The following is a 19227-nucleotide window of genomic DNA, read 5'->3' on the forward strand; positions in this document are numbered from 1 at the left end:
TCGGATTTCCTATACCAATACTCAGCTCTTGCGCATCACAAGACGAAATATGGAAAACAATACAATCATGACCACACTGCCAAGCCCGGCAAAAATCACAATAAAGGCGCGTTTAGGCCCACTTTTTAATTGTGGATAAGGGGCAGGGTCAACCACCTGAAACATATACTCTTCGCGGACATTGGCCAGCATCAGGGTTTTAGTCTGCTCTTCAATCAGGTCGTACATCACACTACGAACCTCTTGCAATGAGGTTTTTTCAAGCTGCTGATTCAGATAATGGATAGCTCGTTCAGCTTCAGACAACTCGCGCTGACGCATGTCGGCATTTAACTCGGTTACAATAGCTTTCACCCACTGCTGAGCCAGTTCTGGCGAGACAAACTCGATGCCAATCCGCACCATGGAGGTGGCTTTATCCTGGTCAACCGTCAGAATTTCTTTAAAACGGACAAAAGCCTCTTCCATGGAGGGTTCTGCGGTCAGCGGCGCGGCGACCTGCCTGACCCATTTGTTGCCTGAGCTGTCATAAAGATCGGGGTTAATTAACAAGGTATTGCTGTCTCTGTCCCAGCCTTCTGCAGCCATTAGCGGGATCAACATTTCATACTTCCGACAGAGTTTTTCAAAGAAGATCCTGGAGTTAAGAATTTGCAACGCCAGCGCTGTTTTATTTTCTTTGCTGCCAAGATTCAGACCCGCCATAGAGGCCAACCCACCCAGCTGCCCCCCCAGGGATGCCGCCAGACCGGCGCCACCTTGTTGCTGCACAGGGTAAAGTACAGTTTCGGATTTGTATTGATTGGGCAGTTGCAGCGAATAAAAAACGGCGAGCGCGGAGAAGACAATACCCAAGCCCACAAACCAGAATTTTAAGCGCCACAGATCAGCCAATAACTCAGGCAGGCTGATTTCGTCCGGGGTTTGCGTTGACGTCATCACTTGATTCATCTGAAACTCCCCCGTCAGAAACTGTTCACAGCAGCCAGGGCAACAGCACTCTGATAGAAAATCTGAGTTATTTGTGTCCACAGTGACATGGTGTCTTTGTATTCGGTATCCAGTGGTACCACTATGGTGTCACCAGCTTTCAGTTCTGTTTTTTGTACTGCAAACCAGCCAGACTGATCCGGAATAAACACCGAGCCATCGGCACGAATCACATAGACGCGTTCTTCATCCGCCCGCTTACGGAAACCGCCGGCAAGTGACAGATAATCTTGGATGGACTGGCCTGGCTTAAATCTGTGGCTTGAAGCATGCTGAACTTCACCGACCACGGCGACAGAACTGTTCCTGGACGGCACATAGAGCTCATCCCCATCCTCCGCCGTAAGATCAAACTCAGCATCAGCACTCAGGATGCCATTCAAATCGATCACCACCCGGCCGACCGGCTTCACTTTTTCAATTTCATTGATCATCATCAGCGCTTCTTGTGGCGCTACGCCTGTGCCTTCAGGCGTCAGTGAGCGGGCGGCAATATCGGTGCGCAACTGCTGTGCCAGTTTCTGTACCTGCTCACTTTCACGATCACGACTTTGCTTGCGGGTAAAGACGGCCCCTTCAGCAAAGGCTTCTGATTTCAGCCCACCTGCCCTGGCCAGCACACTGGACAGCTTCTCACCTTGTTGGATGGTATACATACCCGGAAAACGGACAAAGCCAGACAGCATCACCTGCCGTTCAATGTTCCAGTTGGGAATGGCAAAAACTGTCAGACGATCCCTAGGATTCAGCCCGACCCCCTGTGATGCCTGGAGCTCCTGCAGCAAATTCACATTCTGATGTTTTACCTGCAGGTCGCCTGTGGATGCGTCAGTGTAGGCCTGAGTCAGTTCAGCCCTGTCCAGATACGCACTTTCTTTCAGCCCACTGGCTGCCGCCAGCAAATCCTTGACTGTTGCCTGCTCTGCCAGCGGATACTCGCCTGGCACTTTCACTTCACCCGCGACAGAGACAATACGAGAACCACTGCTGTAGCTGTTACGGGCTTTTAATTTCTGCAATACCGGATACAACAACTCGGTCCGGTTCAGGTGAGGTGTTTTTTTCAGCAGTTCAGGGTCTGTCAGCACTTCCGCAAAAAACGTATTGATCTCAGCCAGCAGCCATTGATGATTTTTGCTCAGTTGCGCTGGCGGCTGTTGTAAGCTGTTCAGGCGTTGCTTGTTTTGTTCATTCAGTAACTCAAACCCTTGCTCCATCAACGATTCGTTTTCCAGTGCATCTTGCTCTGTCACTTCAGTTCTGTTGCCATAGCCTGCAGAGGTTGCTTCTTTAGCGGATGGTTGCGCCAGATCATCACGAATAATATTCGCTCTTTCAGCCTTTGCCTTGAAATAAGCATTCAGTTCAGCTCGTTGATAGCTGTTGTTTTCATAGTGGAACACCAAAAGAGTGTCCCTGGCCTGCAGTTCAGGGTCCTGAGCAGAACCTTTCTGATTCACCGCATTGCCCAGATTAAACTGAATCACTTTTAAATCGCCCAAAGGGCTGGTTTCACGCACAATCAGGGCATAGTCAAGGTCCGCAGTCAGGTGTAAATCAGACCAGAATGAACCCAGTAAGTCGGTCACCCGCAAGCCATCACGCCAGGCATACTGACCAGGCCGAGCCACGGCGCCCGCCACAGTCACGACATTTTCAAAACGTGGTGACGTCGAACCTATGCGTAATACATCCCCAGATCTGACAGGTTCCTGCTTTGTATTCTCTTTGGTCAGGTCAAGGTTCTGTAAGGTTCGTAAATTTTCGCTGTTAATCCGCTCAAGTACCGCACTTTGAGTGTAAGCACCGGCTTTAGCCCCGCCAGACATGGCCAGTAACTGAGCTATGGTCTCTCCCGACTTCACCTCATACAAGGCAGGACGTTGAACTTCACCTGTAACTTCGGCAATCGCCTGCACAGGTGCCACAAACACCACATCGCCATGTTGCAACAATACATCTGCAGAGGCGTCCCCTTTGAGCAACAAGTTATACAAGTCAAACTCTGTCACAGTCGTGGCGCCTCGTTTGACCAGGATCTTTCTCAATGAACCTATGTCAGACACGCCGCCTGCCGCCGTCAACGCCTGCGTCACACTGGACAAGGCGGGGATGTTATAGCTACCGGGTTTGCCAGCTTCACCGGCCACAAAGACCGTGATGGTGCGTAATTCGCCCATACTGACCGCAACATCGACCCCTATCAGTTGGCTTTTGATGCGCTCAGTCACTAATTGCCGGGCTTTCGGAAATGTCAGGCCGGCAACGACCAGCTGACCTAATTCGGGAATACTGACAGTCCCGTCCCGCTCCACCACCAGCACTTCCGTGAAACTCTGCTTACCGAATACTTGCACCAAGAGTTCATCTCCAGCGCCAAGCAGGTAAGAATCTGGCACTGGTACATTGTTAGTACTGCCTTGTTCAAGGTAGTTTTTTGTTTTAAACAGACTCAAGCCAAAACGTTCAGCTTTGTTTGTCACAGCAGGCTGATACGGGGCGACCTCTTGCTGAGCATTTAATTGAGCCGGGTCGAATCCAGAGCCATCCTGCGAGCTGGTTGTTGAAGCGTTCTGCCGTTGTCCGCTTAAATCCGATGCACTGATCCCCATTTGCCTCATCAGGCGCTGTTGTTCAGATTTAGGTAAATTCTTGAATTGCGCCATCATGGCAGGGGAAGGAGTAACTGCCGCCTGTGCTGCAAAACACAAGACCAACACACCACTGACGGCGATTTTCAGCAACTTTTTTAACACTACCTGCTCCATAAATACTTGGCATTACCACGGGTTTTATATCCTGACCCGCATATTACTTTTCTGTAAAAGAAGGCTGCAAAGTTTACCCTGTTCACAGTGACAGAGCGAGTAAAAACTTGTGAAGCCCTAGAGCCTGAGGCGATTTCGCTTTGATCAAACCGAAGAATCCCCCTCAGTTCAACCCGTCAAAACTGCCGTTTTATTGCCTCGACGATACGGGCACAAGCCTGGCCATCGCCATAAGGATTATGTGCAAAACTCATCTGCTCGTAGTAACTCTGGTCAGTCATCAGTTTACGGACTTCAGCCACAATAACCTCTGTATCTGTCCCCACCAGTTTTACAGTGCCCGCAGCAACAGCTTCAGGCCGCTCCGTGGTGTCCCGCATCACCAGCACAGGTTTGCCCAACGACGGCGCTTCTTCCTGAATACCGCCTGAGTCGGTCAGTACCAGATAACTGCGGCTCATCAGATAGACAAAAGGTAAGTAATCCTGAGGTTCTATCAGATGCACATTGGGCGTGTCACTGAGCAGACGGAATACCGGCTCACGTACATTCGGGTTTAAATGCACTGGGTAGAGCACGTCTGCATCAGGGAACTGTTCTGCAATCTGTTTCAGAGCTGCGCAGATATTTTCAAAACCAGAACCAAAACTCTCGCGACGATGGCCGGTCACCAGAATTAACCGGCGACCATTCAGACCATAAGGAAACTGCTGCTGATATTTCTGAACCAAAGCAGCGTCTGCATCAATTTTCGCGACGACCTGATGCAAGGCATCGATCACTGTGTTGCCAGTCACCACAATACCGGCTGGATGGATTTGTTCATTCAGCAAGTTTTGTTTTGAAGTTTCGGTGGGCGCAAAATGCAGTTTGGTCAGAGCCCCGGTCAGCTTACGGTTTGCTTCCTCAGGCCAGGGGCTATAAATATTACCGGTGCGTAGTCCGGCTTCCACATGACCCACAGCTATTTTTTCGTAGTAACAAGCCAGTGCCGCAGCAAAAGTGGTACTGGTATCCCCATGTACTAACACAATATCGGGTTTAAATTCACGTAACACCGGTTTAATGTTAAGCAAAATACTGGTGGTAACATCATACAAATCCTGGCCAGCTTTCATAATGGCCAGATCATAATCAGGCTGAATATCAAACAGCTTCAGAACCTGATCCAGCATCTCCCGGTGCTGCCCTGTGACACAGACTTTGCTTTCGATACCATCACTGTCTTTTAACAGGTTTACCAGCGGAGCCATTTTAATAGCTTCAGGGCGGGTGCCAAATACACTCAGTACTTTAATCATGCAAGGATCCGTTTAGTTGATGTAGTTCAGGTCGAACTGCTGCTGATGGTAGCAGAAAGTCTGTCTGCGCCGCAGCATAAAAACCTCAGGCTGAATTGAAACTGAAGCGACTTTGCTCAGAATGCCGGCACTTATGGAAACATCTGTTAGTTTGCTGGATTTATTGCGACTGCTTATGCAAGTTAAACAACAACTCGGCTTCGGCTTGTGGCAATTCACATTCACGCATAATTTCATCCAGGCTGGCTCCCAGCTGAACCATCTTCATCGCGCGGCTGTAAATTTTGGATTCAGGATCAAACAGCTGGATGGATTGTTGCTGCTCAGCAACTTGTTCCAGTTGCTGCTGGCTTTGCCGGAGCAGACTTTCCAGCGAAAGAACCCGCTGCCCTACCCCAATCACCGTAGTGCGCAGCTCTTCAATTTCAGCCTGAGTTTGTTGCTGTTGTTTTTGTTGCTGAACCTGAAGTTGCTCCAACAACTGTTGCTGCTGCCAGCTGGCCGCAGCATTTTCATTGATAATGGCCAGTAATTTGCGGTTCTGCCGCGCAGCAGCAAAAGCAAGCACCACAGCAAACAGCAGAATGACGGCCACAGCCGCCAATCCATACCAGGCTGATAAAGGTAAAGAGTCCAACATCAGATCGAACTAATCTCTTCCCACTCGTCATCGGACAGCAGTTTGTTCAGATCGACCAGGATTAACAGTTCACCATCGCGGTTTGATACACCCTGAATAAACTTGGCGCTTTCATCCGTACCTACATTAGGAGCAGTATCAATTTCAGATTGTTTCAGGTACACCACTTCCGCCACACTGTCGACCAGAATACCAATGACCTGACGTTCAGCTTCAATAATCACAATACGGCTGTTGTCCGTCACTTCTGCACCGACCAGGCCAAAACGGGCACGGGTATCAATGACTGTGACCACATTACCGCGCAGGTTAATAATACCCAATACATAGTCTGGCGACCCCGGCACTGGAGCAATATCGGTATAACGTAATACTTCCTGCACCTGCATCACATTAATGCCGTAGGTTTCTTCCTGCAGTTTAAAAGTGACCCACTGCAACACAATGTCAGAGACTTCTTTGGCTTTTGCGGTTGCCGTTAAATTACTCATGCCGAGCTCCTACCCAAGATTCATTCAAAATTGTTGTCAGACTACTGACTGTTTAAGCCTTTTGCCAGTAATTCGATCATCGCATCGACATCCAGCAATGCACACATATGTTGTTTAATCAGCCCCGCCAACCAGGGTCTTTTTCCTTCGGTTTCGCGCCATTTTACGTCATCCTGCTCCAGCGCTATTGTGTTGACCAAGGTATCACAAGCCAAACCCCAATGGCTATTGCCAAGCATAATAACGTATTGATAGTTTAGTTGTTCCTGCAACTGGCTGTCGTATTTTTCCGGCATCACCCATTGTGCTGTATCCACCACATTGATCTTCTGCTCGCGGTACAACATCACCCCTTGCAACCAGCTCGGCTGACCAGGTAAGGACTTCAGCGGTACAATTTTGTGGATACCGCCCAGCTCTTTTAATGGCAACGCAATCTTTAAGCCTGCAACGGAGAAAAACAACGCCTGAAAACGTCCTTTGCGGTAGGCCTTTTCCACCACAGTTTTGACTTGTGGTTTGGCAATAACAGGCGCTGCCGGAGCGACAACAGGTGCAGCTACCACAGTGGCCACTTTTGTGACCTGCGGTGCAGGCGCCGTTTTGGCTACCACAGGTGCAGAAACAGGCGCCAGCAATTCATTCAGCTGTTGCTTTTTTTCTTCCTGTAATACCGGAGCCGCTTTTACCTCGTCTTCAGTCAACAACGCTTTCAGATAGTGTTTCATCACCTTGGAGCTGGCTTGCAAATCGCTCATCTCAGTCCTCCGGTGTCAGCTGCAATAAATAGGTCAGTAAAGTGTTGTAAGCAAACACCCCACGTGACTTGGGTGCAAATACAGGCGGTGGCGTCTGCGCCACGCTGGCATCGCGGAATTTGGTATCAATGGGGATCACTGCCGACCAGACGCGTTCGCCGTATTGTGCTTTTAAGGCTTTGTAGGCCTCCAGTGCGGCTTTAGTGCGTTTGTCGTACATAGTGGGCACTATGCTGAACGCATACTCATGTGGGCTGGAGCTGTGCATCAGCTGCATGGTCGCAATCATGCGATCCAGGCCTTTTAATGCCAGAAACTCACACTGTACAGGTATCAAAATGCGGTCACAGGCAGCCATCGCATTGACCATCAACACCCCTATCACTGGCGGACAGTCAATCAACACGTAATCGTATTCATCTTCAATTTTTTGCAGTGCTTTTTTCAGCACCAACCCCATGCCTCCCTGCTGGCCATGGGAGCGGTCCAGGGTGGCAAGCGCCATGGATGTGGGCAGAATATCCAGATTTTTTACTTTGCTTGGGCACAGTGACTGCAAAATTTCTTCTTTACTGATGTCCTTACCACGCAGGAAAATGTCATAGACGCTAACCTCAAGCTCTTCGGCATCAATACCAAAATAATAAGTCAGGGAGCCGTGCGGATCGGTGTCGACCAACAATACCCGGTAGCCCCGTTCCGCCAATAAAGCACCTAAAGTCACTGTGGTGGTGGTTTTACCTACCCCACCTTTTTGATTCGCTATAGTCCAGACTACCAATTTACTGTTCCTGCTGTGTTGGAGACACTTCTGCCTCGCCCGGCGCCGGTGGCCGGGTGCTGATTCGAATTCCGCCGTGAGGCAGTCGGATCACCCGGATCCGCACCTCGTCAGACTGCTGCGTAACAGCCCCAGCATCAGGGACTGTTAGGGTGTTTTCCGCTGCTGCGGCCACTGGTGCCGGAGCCTGATACGCAAAACGGGAAACGGCAATCACCACCTTACGGTTTTCTGCCCTGCCTGCTTCACTGCTGTTTTCGGCAAAAGGTGAATACTGACCATAACCCTCTGCGGCCAGCCGACCAGGCGTGATACCAAAATCCTGCAATAACCTTAGTATGGCGGTGGCCCGGGCCACCGACAATTCCCAATTAGATGGAAAAAGCTCGTTGTGGATCGGTTCAGAATCTGTGTAACCTCGCACTCGCAGGTAATTCTGGTGACGCTGCAACAATTCAGTCAACGCCTGCATGACCGCTTTTGCTGAGTTGTTGGGCGTTGCACTGCCACTGCTGAACAACATCGAACTGCTCAGTTCAATAGTGAGCCACTCGTCGTCCCGCTGTATTTTCGCCAAGCCCTTTTCAGTTAAATCGGTCAGGCTTTGCCTGAATTCTGCGTCCAATTCCGCCAGAGGGCTGCCTAATTTGCTTTCATCAAAAGGAACCAGCTCAGTGTGTTCGGTCAACAATGTCGGGCCTTTGGCTTGAGCCTCAACCCCAGTGGATTCCAGCTCCATCACTGTAGTTTCAGATTCAGCTGGCAGCAGCTGGTCCCCCAGGGGCCGGGCACTGGCCTGCTGCTGCGCCGCAAACAGTCCGGCAATGGTCTGGCTGATCGCATCAAACTGTTCTTTTTTCATACTGGACAATGAAAACAGCACCACAAAAAGCGCAAACAACAAAGTCATGTAATCCGCGTAGGAAATCAGCCAGCGTTCTGCCCCGGTTTTATCATTGTGTTGCACTGTGCTTTGACGCGGCCTGTACATCTCAGTCCGCCTTGTATGCCAGCAGCTTCAGCTCCACTGTGCGCGGATTTTCACCACGGGCTATGGAACAGAGTCCTTCAATCAGCATGGCCTGGTATAACAGCTGCTCTTCCAGAATAGCGCGAATTTTATTGGCCACAGGGATAAACAGCAGATTCGCCAGACCCACACCATAAATAGTGGCCACAAAAGCGGTAGAAATGCCCTGACCCAAAGCAGCCGGATCAGAGATATCCGCCAGCGCCAGTATTAACCCAAGCACGGCCCCCACAATGCCTATGGTCGGGCTGTACCCCCCCATGGCGTCATAGACGCGGCTCGCCCTTTGTAATCTGTCATTCTCCAGATGCAGCTCTGTATCCAGAATATCCCGTAATAAATCGGCTTCAGTGCCATCCACCAACAAGTTTAAGCCACGTTTGAGCAGCGGTTGTTCTTCATCAAAAGCCACCTGCTCCAGCGCCAGAAAACCGTGCAGCCTGGCAGCATGACCCCATTCAGAAATGCGGTAAATGCTGTCGGTAAAATCCATTTTCGGCGGCCGAACCACCCAAAGCAGAAGCTGCATCCCTTGCCTGAACTGCGGCCACGGACTTTGCAGCATCACGGCGCCCAAAGTGCCGCCCACCACAATAAAAAAAGCGGGAGCATGCCACAGCTGCAGCACCTCACCGCCTTCCAGACTAAAGCCGCCTAAAATTGCCACACAGGCCAGCACTATGCCAGCAAAGCTAAGTTTATCCATGACCTGTTTCAGTCAGGATGCGCCCTGCGACATCCGACAGGGCCACTTCCAGATCGGTCAGTCCTGCAGCCGTCACCGCCTGCGGCATGCCATAGACCACGCAGCTGGCTTCGTCCTGCGCCCACACTCTGGATCCCAGCTGCTTCAGCAACCGGCACCCTTCACGTCCGTCGGAGCCCATGCCTGTCAACACAATAGCCAGCACTTTATCACTGAACACTTTCGCCGCACTGCCAAAGGTAATATCCACACTGGGTTTAAAGGTAATACGTGGCGAATCGTCTTCACGGATCCGCAACTTCCCCTGACCTTCGGTGCCATCTACCAGCATTTGTTTACCACCAGGCGCCAAATAAGCGACCCCCGGCTTTAACAGATCATTATCCTGTGCTTCCCGCACTTCGATTTTGGACAGTGCATTTAATCTGTTGGCAAAAGCCCCGGTAAACGCAGCAGGCATATGCTGCACCAGCACTATAGGCAAAGGAAAGTTTGCCGGCAAAGCGGTGATAATTTGTTGCAAGGCAACTGGGCCGCCTGTAGAAGTGCCAATAGCGACCAGCTTATAACTCTTGCCACTGGCACTGAAACTGCCACGACTTTCGGCTTTTTCCTGGGCTTTTTGCGCCAACTCAGCACGTTCAGCCAAAGCCCTGGCAGCCAGGGACTGGCTCATGCCCTGACGGCTGCTATCAGGCGCAGTGGCTGCGCGGGCAGAAAAAACAGAGGTTGTGTTGGCCGCTGTACTGGAAGGTCTGCTGATAGCTCGCCGCCTGGCCACAGCTTTCACACGCTGGCGCAGCAATTCGATGGCTTCAGCTTTATCCCGGGCAATGTCCTCAAACTTCTTCGGCAAGAAATCGATGGCTCCCGCTTCCAGTGCATCCAGTGTGGCTTTGGCCCCTTCATGCGTTAATGAGGAAAACATCAGAATAGGCGTGCGCTGGGTTTTGAGAATTTCCCTCACCGCCTGAATGCCATCCATCACCGGCATTTCAATATCCATGGTGATGACATCAGGTCGTAGCGTAGCGGCCTTTTCCACGGCTTCTTTACCATTATTGGCGGTCGCAATGACTTCCAGCTCCGGATCCTGACCGATAATCTCGCTCAGACGCCGGCGGAAAAAACTGGAATCATCAACAATCAAAACCCGAATGGCCATACAGACCCCTCTTAGGCTGAAAACTTGTCAAAACGATCAAACTTAATTTTCGAACGTTTCGCATAATGCTTCAGCAGATTCGGTACATCCAGAATCAGTGCAATACCACCATCTGAGGTAATAGTGGCACCAGCCATGCCAGGGGTTCCCTGAAGCAGGTTATCCAGCGGCTTGATCACCACTTCTTCCTGACCAATCAGTGAGTCCACCACAAAACCAACCTGCTGGGTGCCCAGTTGTAAAATGACCACATGGCCCTGGTCACGCCGCAGCTTTTTGTTGGATTTCTTCACCAGCCAGTGCTCAAGGTAGAACAACGGAATGGCTTTATTCCGCACCACTATGGTCAGTTGACCATCCACATTGTTGGTTTTCGACAAGTCGAGGTGGAAAATCTCACTGACAGTTGCCAGTGGCAAGGCAAAGGTCTGTTGACCGACCACGACCATCAGGGTTGGCAAAATTGCCAGCGTCAGCGGCACTTTAATTTCCAGCAGCGTGCCCTGCCCCAGTTTGGAGTGGATAGTCACTGTGCCGTTCAGCTGGGTAATTTTGGTCTTCACCACATCCATACCCACACCTCGACCAGAGATATCAGATATCTGCTCTTTGGTCGAAAAACCTGGCGCGAAAATCAGGTTAAAGGCTTCCTGATCCGACATACGAGTGGCAGCGTCCGGATCCAGCACCCCCCGCTTGATCGCAATAGACTTCAGTTTTTCCGGGTCCATACCGGCACCGTCATCCTGAATGGTCAACAGAATATGGTCACCCGCCTGCGCAGCTGCCAGCTTCACCTGACCCATACGAGGTTTACCTGACTTGACCCGGACGTCCGGCATTTCAATGCCGTGGTCAACTGAATTACGCACCAGGTGGACCAGCGGGTCAGCCAAAGCTTCCACCAGGTTTTTGTCTAAATCTGTCTCTTCACCTTCAAGCTCAAGATTAATTTCTTTTTGCAGGGAACGGGCTAAATCGCGGACAACACGGGGGAAACGGCCAAACACTTTTTTGATCGGCTGCATCCGGGTCTTCATCACGGCCCCTTGCAGGTCCGCAGTCACCACGTCCAGATTGGAAATGGCTTTACTCATTTCTTCATTTTGCGCCGATGCAGACAGACTAACCAGACGATTACGCACCAAGACCAGCTCGCCGACCATATTCATGATCTGATCCAGACGTTTGGTATCCACCCGCACTGTGGTTTCCGCCTGAGCCGCTTCTTTGCGCTCGGCATCCCCTTCTTTAACGGCACCCAGCACAGGTTTGGCTGCAGCAGGTTCCGCTTTAGCCGCTTCAGCTTTGGCTGGTTCGGCTTTCGCTGGCACTGGTGTTTTTACCGGCTCGGCTTTTACAGCTTCAGCTTTGGCAGCCACAGCTGCTGGGGCTTTGCCTTTGCCGTGCAGTTGATCGAGCAGGCTTTCAAACTCATCCTCAGAAATATCATCGCCTGAGGCCGCCGTCGCAGGCGTTTTTGTGTCAGGCACTTTGGCCGCAGCTGTCTCAGCAGCAGATTCGCCAGGAACAAAAGAACCTTTGCCGTGCAACTGGTCGAGTATGGCCTCAAACTCATCGTCGGTAATGTCGTCGCTGGCCAGTTCAAATGTGGCCGGAGGCGGTAACTTTTTCTCTCGGCCTGGTGCGCCATCACTGCCATGCAATTCATTTAACAGGGATTCAAATTCATCTTCACTGATATCGTCGATGGAACCTGAACTGCTTTCTGCTGCCCCATCAGCAAAACCAACCACAGCATCAAACTCTTCCATACTGATTTCAGGTTCAGACTCTGGCGCGGCTGCAGGTGCGGCGGCGTGATGGGAGTCTTCTTCGCCTTCTGGCAGGCTCAGTCGGTGCAAGGCGTCAATAATGGCAGGGTCTGCAGGGACCAAGGGTTCACGGTTCTGCACATTAACAAACATTGCATTCACGGCATCCAGTGCCTGCAGAATGACATCCATCAATTCAGCCGTCACCCGGCGCTTGCCGGTCCGCAAAATATCGAAGACGTTTTCGGCGCCATGACAGGCGTCAACCAATTCAGTCAGCGAAAGAAAACCTGCACCACCCTTAACAGTGTGGAACCCCCGGAAAATTGCGTTCAATAAGTTGGCGTCATCCGGGTTGTTTTCCAGCTCAACCAGCTGCTCCTGCAACTGTTCGAGGATCTCGCCGGCTTCGACTAGGAAATCCTGTAAAATATCCTCATCTAAATCAAAGCCCATGCCACAGCACCTCTTCTTAGAAACCTAAACTTGATAATAAATCGTCCACATCATCCTGGCCGGAGACCACATCATCACGGCCTTCCTTATCAATGATCGGACCTTCAGCCTCATGCCCGGCTTTTTGCTTCTTCGCAGCCGCAGGGCGCTCTTCTACAGGTAAATTCGTCTGCCCAAAAGCGGTCAGCAGCCCAATCAGGCTGGTTTCGACTTCGCGGACCAGCTCGATCACTCGTCGCAATATCTGCCCGGTTAAATCCTGGTAATCCTGCGCCATCAGCACTTCGGTCAACAAGCTGTGTAACGTAGCGGAGTTACCTGTTGCCTGATGTAAAAAGCCATCCAGGTCATGACAGAGGCTTTTGAATTCACCCACCTTCATATCCCGGCTCATCAAGCGTTGCCAGACAGGAATAATAGCCTGAAGTTTGTTATTTAATTCATCAGCAATGGGCAGACAGTTTTCAACCGCATCCATCGTTTTGTTTGCGGCCTGCTCCGTCATATCTATGACGTGATTAAGCCGCATTTTGGCATCTGGAATGTCTTCTTCCAGCAGAGAATTTAAAGAGGGGTCGACCTGAAAGCTGGTCAGCGAATTGTGTAACTGCCGGGTCAGCTTACCGACCTCGGCAAATAGTTCAGAAGAGCCTGGCACCGCCAGTTGCTGTACCATCTGGTTTGCAGCATCGGTTTCGCCCATCTCCAGCAACTGGACCAGCTCACGTGCCTGATCCAGCGAAATCAGAGGTGCCGTAGGTACAGACATGGTGTACTCCTTTGTCAGTTACCGACTAACCCAGACGTTCGAAGATTTTGGCCAGCTTTTCCTGTAATGTCGCCGCAGTGAATGGTTTGACAATATAGCCGTTAACCCCGGCCTGAGCGGCCGCAATAATTTGTTCTTTTTTCGCTTCGGCAGTCACCATCAGCACAGGGATATGTTTCAGTTTCCCATCGGCGCGAATAGCACGCAGCAGGTCAATGCCCTGCATCCCAGGCATGTTCCAGTCGGTCACCACAAAATCAAAATCGCCATTTTGTAACATAGGCAAGGCAGTACTGCCGTCATCGGCTTCCTGCACATTGGTGAAACCCAGATCTCTTAACAGGTTTTTGATGATCCGTCTCATAGTTGAAAAGTCATCAACCACAAGAATCTTCATATTCTTATCCAAAGTCCCCTCCGATGAGCGCCCAATCTAAGGCTCCCAAACTATTACAACCAATCCTGCATCCTGGAGCGAAGCCGCACCAAGGCCTGACTATGAATCTGACTAACCCGTGACTCGCTGACATCCAATACGGCGCCAATCTCTTTCAAATTGAGCTCGTCATTATAATACAGTGACAACACTATCGCTTCCCGCTCCGGCAGGCTACTGATATTTTTGACCAGTGCCTGCTGAAACGCATCGTTTGCCTGTTGTTCGTACAAATGATCATCATCTGTGTCATCTGCCGTCACCAGCACATCTTCCGAGATGCCCAGATCCTCAATTCCGATGATCCGGCCACTGCTGGCGTCACTGAGCATATGATGATACTCCTCTAAAGATATATCAAGCTTTTCAGCAACTTCAATATCTTTGACGTCCCGGCCCAACTGGCCTTCCAGTTCAGCTATGGCTTCGGCAATCATTCGGGAGTTTCGGTGCACAGAACGGGGGGTCCAGTCGCCACGACGGATTTCATCGAGCATGGCACCGCGGATACGGATACCGGCGAAGGTTTCAAAGCTGGCACCTTTGCTGCCATCAAAATTTTTCGCGGCTTCAATCAGCCCAATCATACCGGCCTGGACTAAGTCATCAACCAGCACACTGGCAGGCAATCGGGCAAGTAAATGGTAGGCAATTCGTTTAACCAGCGGAGCATGGCGCTCCACCAGTTGATTCAGCTGATCAGCGGCACCGTAGGCCGCGAGTTTACTGTTCAAACCAGACCTCGTGCTTCAGGCTGCTGCACCAATTGTTCTAAGAAAAACTCGAGATGACCTGAGGCTACGGGAGGAATTGGCCATTGCACTGCACGGGTAGCCAAGGTTCGAATGGCCAAAGAGGCCGGGGTTTTTGGAAATGCTTCCACAAAAGCTTTTTGCTTACGCGCCGCCTTACGTACATTTTCATCAAAAGGTATGGTCGCCACCAGTTCCAGTGTCACATCCAAAAAGCGGTCTGTCACTCTGCTTAATTTGGCAAACAGCTCCTGCCCTTCTTTTAATGAGCGCACCATATTGGCGACAATTTTAAAGCGCTGCACACCATGTTCGCGACTTAAAATTTTCATCAGCGCATAAGCGTCCGTAATAGATGAAGGTTCATCACAGACCACCACCAACACATCCTGCGAGGCCCGGGAAAAGCTCAGCACCATATCAGAAATACCGGCAGCGGTATCGACCAGCAACACATCAAAGCGGGTGCGCATTTCACTGAAGGCACGGATAAGGCCGGCATGTTCGGCGGGTTTCAGTTCGGTCATTGACTGAGTCCCAGACGTAGCAGGCACAATCTTGATACCAAAAGGGCCCTCAATCAGAATGTCATCCAGCTCCGCTTCGCCGGACAATACGTGGGACAGGTTTTTTTCGACCCGCAACCCCAACATGACGTCACAATTGGCCAAGCCCAGGTCAGCATCCAGCACCAGCACCTTTTTGCCCAATTGCGACATCGCCATCGCCAGGTTCAGCGAAACGTTGGTTTTGCCCACGCCCCCTTTGCCGCCTGTTATTGCGATGACTTTAATTATTTGTTGTTTCATTCGTCTCAGACCACTGGCTTGATCGTCATTTATCTGAAGATTAGGCATAGGTTCCGTCCATCCGGGTTGTCTCGTTATACCACTGATAACCCGCACTACTGTTGGAGATCCGCAATTGTTCTGCTTGCGCGACCAGCGCTTTGGCATCCGCCATTTCGATGTCTTCCGGTACCCGCTGACCATTGGTCAGGTAGCTGACTGGCAGGGCATTCTGGATCGCGACATTAATAATTTCCCCCAAACTTAAGCATTCATCAAGTTTGGTGAAAATACAACCCGACAGCGGGATCCGTTTGAAGTGTTCCACGGTCTCCTGCATCACGCGGGCCTGTGATGTCGCAGACAATACCAGATAACTCTTTATTTTGGCACGTGAATTATGCACTAAAGATGCAAGTTTTTCAGCCAGTCGCACATCACGCTGGCTCATTCCTGCGGTGTCTATTAACACCAGTTTACGCTGTTGCAACTGCGACAGCAGCATGGCCAGTTCGTCGCTGTCTTTGGCCTGTTTCACCGGACAGCCGATAATACGGCCAAAAGTCGCCAACTGCTCAAAAGCGCCAATACGGAAGCTGTCTGTGGTGATCAGCGCCACCTGATCCGCGCCATGGCGTTTGGCAAACTGTGCCGCCAGCTTGGCCACTGTGGTGGTTTTGCCAACGCCAGTGGGCCCCACCAACGCGACGATACCGCCACGACGCATAATGTCATCATTGGTGGTAATCAACTGGCCTGTTAACAATTCCAGCGCACTGTCCCAGGCCTCAGCATCACTGATGTCTTCCGGCATAAAACAGGCAATTTGATCGGCGGCAGCTTCAGACAGGCCCATTTCACGCAACTTCTCAATCACCAGAGCCCGCATAGGTTCACGTCGGGCCAGGTCCTGCCACATCAGACCTGAAACCTGATGCGTCAGCAGCTGCTTCATCGACAACATTTCATTGCGTAGTGCATCCATTTGTTGCTGCATCAGCCGCGCTTGTTGTTCCTGGTATTTGGTCAATTCCGACATGTTAAAACCAGCCATGGCGGAACTTTGACGCTCCCCTGATGCAACTGGTTGATTTTTAGCCGAAAACAATGGATTGTTTGTCACCACCGCCTTAGATTGCGTCAGTTTATTGGCAGCGGCTGTACCTGCTGGTTGTTTGCTGATTTGACGGGCCAACAAGGCTTGCAAGGAATCGGCTGGTGCCACCTCTTCCTCGTCATCCACTTTAATATTCAGGCGGGAGCCCGTTGAGGATTTGGTTGCCTGCTCTGGCTGCGTTTCCTGCAATGCCTTGGCTGGCGCGGCATCCGGGTCAATTGCAGCAACAATTTCAACGCCTCCTGCCACCTTTTTATTCGACAGGATAATGGCATCAGGCCCTAAAAACTCTTTCACTTCCGTCAGCGCAGTACGCATATCTTTGGCAACAAAGCGTTTAATTTTCATGGCTCAACTCCTAATTCGACTGACCGACCACACTGACAATGCGGATTTGTTTGTTATCCGGGATTTCCTGATAGGACAATACCCGTAGTCCTGGAATACTGTATTTCACGAATCGTGCCATTACTGATCGTAAAATACCTGAGGTCAGTAAAACGGCAGGCTCACCCGCCAATTCCTGATTCTGTGCCGCACTTGCCAACGACTGCTGGATACGTTCCGCCAGACCAGGTTCAATGCCGGAACCATCGCTGCCGCCGGATTGCATGGACTGGTGCAGCATCTGCTCCAACTCAGGCGCAAAGGTGATCACCGGAACTTCGGCGGCACTGCCGGCGACTTCTTGAATAATCAGCCGTTTTAACGCCACCCGACAGGCTGCCGTTAACACGTCAACATCCTGACTCTTGCCACCATAGTCCACCAGAGTCTGCACTATGGTACGCATATCGCGGATGGGCACGCCTTCATGCAGCAGGTTCTGCAGCACTTTGACCACCACCGTCAGTTGCATGGTTTCTGGCACCAGTGCATCCACCAGTTTGGGTGAACTTTTCGCCAGCATATCCAGCAGATTCTGCACCTCTTCATGCCCCAGCAGCTGCGCCGCATTGTTGGTCAGGATCTGGCTTAAATGGGTCGCCACTACAGTGGCGGCATCCACCACTGTATAACCCAATGTCTGTGCATGTTCACGCTGGCCTTTGGCTATCCACACCGCTTCCAGGCCAAAGGCCGGGTCTTTAGTGGCTATGCCTTTGACGGTACCAAAGACCTGGCCCGGGTTAATAGCCAGCTCATTGTCATGACGCAATTCCGACTCGCCCGTCGTCACCCCCATCATGGTGACGCGATAGGTATTGGGTTCTAAATCCAGGTTATCGCGAATATGCACGGCCGGGATCAGAAAACCCAGTTCCTGTGACAGTTTCTTACGCACCCCTTTGATCCGGTTGAGCAATTCACCGCCTTGACTCTTATCGACCAATGGAATTAGGCGGTAACCCACTTCCAGGCCAATGGTGTCCACCGGATGCACGTCGTCCCAGCTGATTTCTTTGACCGGAGCCACTTCGTTGCCCGGCACCACATCGGTTTTACGGGGTTCCACCACGGCGCCACCTTTCGGATTGGCTTGTCGATACAGGTAATAAGCCGCGCCGCCCAATAAAGCCGCCAGAGTTAAAAATGCCAGGTGTGGCATGCCAGGTACTATGCCCATAATCAGCATAATGGCGCTGGCGACCACCAATACTTTGAAATTGCTGAACTGCTCGGCGATTTGCCCGCCCATATCCGAATCTTTGTTCTGGCGGGTCACGATAATGGCGGTCCCAATGGACAGCAGCAGACCAGGAATTTGTGCCACCAGGCCATCGCCTATGGTCAGCATGGTGTAGATCTCAACCGCCTCCATAAAAGGCAGATCGTGCTGCAAAATGCCGATAATCAAACCACCAATGATATTGATGGCAATAATCACCAGGCCTGCCATGGCATCACCTTTCACGAACTTATTGGCACCGTCCATTGAGCCGTAAAAGTCGGCCTCGTCGCCAATTTCCTGACGGCGTTTGCGGGCCTGGTCCTGATCAATAAAACCAGCGTTTAAGTCGGCATCAATAGCCATTTGTTTACCTGGCATGGCATCCAGGGTAAAGCGGGCTGTCACTTCTGAAATACGGGCCGCACCTGAGGTCACCACCATCAGGTTGATAATCACCAGAATGGCAAACACCACCAGACCCACAGCGTAGTTACCACCAATCACCACCTCGCCAAAAGCTTCGACCACTTTGCCTGCAGCATCCGAACCTGTATGGCCTTCCAACAGAATGACACGGGTGCTGGCGATATTCAGGGTCAGCCGCAAAATGGTGGCGACCAGGATCACGGTTGGAAAAATGGCGAAGTCCAGTGGTTTGCGGGTGTACACAGTCACCAGCAACACCACCAGCCCTAAAGAAATATTGAAGGTAAACAAAACATCCAGCAGCAGTGGCGGCAAAGGCAACACCACCATTGCCAGCGCCGCCATAATGAGCAACGGTGTACCTATCCCCTTGGCATAAGACAATAGCTCCGGGTCAATGCGGGAGAATAACTGCTTGGCTTGTTGCATGCTCGAACCTGACAAATTACTGACATTCAGCAGGCTA

General features: G+C 51.2%; 17 protein-coding genes. All 17 read right to left on the reverse strand.

The genetic code is table 11. The features are described 5' to 3' along the window. Nucleotides 1-21 precede the first annotated feature (21 nt). Complete coding sequence (locus WKJ03_RS05025) at nt 22-951, reverse strand: Wzz/FepE/Etk N-terminal domain-containing protein (protein WP_337841072.1); 930 nt, start codon at nt 949-951, stop codon at nt 22-24. 14 nt (nt 952-965) lie between these two features. Further along, nucleotides 966-3746: an SLBB domain-containing protein gene (locus WKJ03_RS05030; protein ID WP_337841073.1), complete on the reverse strand. Its 2781-nt coding sequence runs from the start codon at nt 3744-3746 to the stop codon at nt 966-968. A gap of 188 nt (nt 3747-3934) precedes the next feature. Beyond that, nucleotides 3935-5059: a UDP-N-acetylglucosamine 2-epimerase (non-hydrolyzing) gene (wecB, locus tag WKJ03_RS05035; protein ID WP_337841074.1), complete on the reverse strand. Its 1125-nt coding sequence runs from the start codon at nt 5057-5059 to the stop codon at nt 3935-3937. A gap of 160 nt (nt 5060-5219) precedes the next feature. Beyond that, nucleotides 5220-5699 carry a DUF2802 domain-containing protein gene (locus WKJ03_RS05040; RefSeq protein WP_337841075.1) on the reverse strand — a complete coding sequence of 160 codons (480 nt, stop codon included), beginning with the start codon at nt 5697-5699 and terminating at the stop codon, nt 5220-5222. Further along, on the reverse strand, nt 5699-6190 hold the full coding sequence (locus tag WKJ03_RS05045; protein WP_337841076.1) for a chemotaxis protein CheW: 492 nt from the start codon (nt 6188-6190) through the stop codon (nt 5699-5701). The genes WKJ03_RS05040 and WKJ03_RS05045 overlap by 1 nt, the downstream gene beginning before the upstream one ends. 41 nt (nt 6191-6231) lie before the next feature. After that, the gene (locus WKJ03_RS05050) at nt 6232-6948 is read right to left on the reverse strand and encodes a chemotaxis protein CheW (protein WP_337841077.1); all 717 of its coding nucleotides are present in this window, start codon (nt 6946-6948) and stop codon (nt 6232-6234) included. A 1-nt stretch (nt 6949) separates the two neighbouring features. Beyond that, a complete protein-coding gene (locus WKJ03_RS05055; protein ID WP_337841078.1) occupies nt 6950-7729 on the reverse strand; it encodes a ParA family protein in 780 nt (259 codons plus the stop codon). A 1-nt stretch (nt 7730) separates the two neighbouring features. Then, entirely contained in the window at nt 7731-8720 is a 990-nt protein-coding gene (locus WKJ03_RS05060) for an OmpA family protein (protein ID WP_337841079.1), read from the reverse strand. Between the two features lies 1 nt (nt 8721). Then, complete coding sequence (locus tag WKJ03_RS05065) at nt 8722-9465, reverse strand: flagellar motor protein (protein ID WP_337841080.1); 744 nt, start codon at nt 9463-9465, stop codon at nt 8722-8724. Further along, a complete protein-coding gene (locus tag WKJ03_RS05070) occupies nt 9458-10630 on the reverse strand; it encodes a chemotaxis response regulator protein-glutamate methylesterase (RefSeq protein ID WP_337841081.1) in 1173 nt (390 codons plus the stop codon). The genes WKJ03_RS05065 and WKJ03_RS05070 overlap by 8 nt, the downstream gene beginning before the upstream one ends. A gap of 11 nt (nt 10631-10641) precedes the next feature. Beyond that, nucleotides 10642-12861, reverse strand: coding sequence for a chemotaxis protein CheA (locus WKJ03_RS05075; RefSeq protein WP_337841082.1), 2220 nt, complete (start codon nt 12859-12861; stop codon nt 10642-10644). A gap of 16 nt (nt 12862-12877) precedes the next feature. Then, the gene (locus WKJ03_RS05080) at nt 12878-13630 is read right to left on the reverse strand and encodes a protein phosphatase CheZ (RefSeq protein ID WP_337841083.1); all 753 of its coding nucleotides are present in this window, start codon (nt 13628-13630) and stop codon (nt 12878-12880) included. Between the two features lie 25 nt (nt 13631-13655). Next, on the reverse strand, nt 13656-14039 hold the full coding sequence (gene cheY, locus WKJ03_RS05085; protein WP_337841084.1) for a chemotaxis response regulator CheY: 384 nt from the start codon (nt 14037-14039) through the stop codon (nt 13656-13658). Nucleotides 14040-14080: 41 nt separating this feature from the next. After that, nucleotides 14081-14800: an RNA polymerase sigma factor FliA gene (locus WKJ03_RS05090; protein ID WP_337841085.1), complete on the reverse strand. Its 720-nt coding sequence runs from the start codon at nt 14798-14800 to the stop codon at nt 14081-14083. Further along, complete coding sequence (locus WKJ03_RS05095) at nt 14797-15627, reverse strand: MinD/ParA family protein (protein WP_337841086.1); 831 nt, start codon at nt 15625-15627, stop codon at nt 14797-14799. Before WKJ03_RS05095 ends, WKJ03_RS05090 begins: the two co-directional genes overlap by 4 nt. Before the next feature lie 40 nt (nt 15628-15667). Next, complete coding sequence (gene flhF / locus WKJ03_RS05100) at nt 15668-17071, reverse strand: flagellar biosynthesis protein FlhF (protein ID WP_337841087.1); 1404 nt, start codon at nt 17069-17071, stop codon at nt 15668-15670. Between the two features lie 10 nt (nt 17072-17081). Further along, nucleotides 17082-19190: a flagellar biosynthesis protein FlhA gene (flhA, locus tag WKJ03_RS05105; protein WP_337841088.1), complete on the reverse strand. Its 2109-nt coding sequence runs from the start codon at nt 19188-19190 to the stop codon at nt 17082-17084. Between the last annotated feature and the right edge of the window lie 37 nt (nt 19191-19227).

It is taken from the genome of Rheinheimera sp. (assembly GCF_037442525.1).
GTDB lineage: Bacteria > Pseudomonadota > Gammaproteobacteria > Enterobacterales > Alteromonadaceae > Pararheinheimera.

Coding starts and splice junctions, on each gene's coding strand:
- WKJ03_RS05025 (WP_337841072.1), bottom strand. CDS start 951: ATGAATCAAGTGATGACGTCAACGCAAACCCCGGACGAAATCAGCCTG.
- wecB (WP_337841074.1), bottom strand. CDS start 5,059: ATGATTAAAGTACTGAGTGTATTTGGCACCCGCCCTGAAGCTATTAAA.
- WKJ03_RS05040 (WP_337841075.1), bottom strand. CDS start 5,699: ATGTTGGACTCTTTACCTTTATCAGCCTGGTATGGATTGGCGGCTGTG.
- WKJ03_RS05045 (WP_337841076.1), bottom strand. CDS start 6,190: ATGAGTAATTTAACGGCAACCGCAAAAGCCAAAGAAGTCTCTGACATT.
- WKJ03_RS05050 (WP_337841077.1), bottom strand. CDS start 6,948: ATGAGCGATTTGCAAGCCAGCTCCAAGGTGATGAAACACTATCTGAAA.
- WKJ03_RS05060 (WP_337841079.1), bottom strand. CDS start 8,720: ATGTACAGGCCGCGTCAAAGCACAGTGCAACACAATGATAAAACCGGG.
- WKJ03_RS05065 (WP_337841080.1), bottom strand. CDS start 9,465: ATGGATAAACTTAGCTTTGCTGGCATAGTGCTGGCCTGTGTGGCAATT.
- WKJ03_RS05070 (WP_337841081.1), bottom strand. CDS start 10,630: ATGGCCATTCGGGTTTTGATTGTTGATGATTCCAGTTTTTTCCGCCGG.
- WKJ03_RS05075 (WP_337841082.1), bottom strand. CDS start 12,861: ATGGGCTTTGATTTAGATGAGGATATTTTACAGGATTTCCTAGTCGAA.
- WKJ03_RS05080 (WP_337841083.1), bottom strand. CDS start 13,630: ATGTCTGTACCTACGGCACCTCTGATTTCGCTGGATCAGGCACGTGAG.
- WKJ03_RS05095 (WP_337841086.1), bottom strand. CDS start 15,627: ATGAAACAACAAATAATTAAAGTCATCGCAATAACAGGCGGCAAAGGG.
- flhF (WP_337841087.1), bottom strand. CDS start 17,071: ATGAAAATTAAACGCTTTGTTGCCAAAGATATGCGTACTGCGCTGACG.
- flhA (WP_337841088.1), bottom strand. CDS start 19,190: ATGCAACAAGCCAAGCAGTTATTCTCCCGCATTGACCCGGAGCTATTG.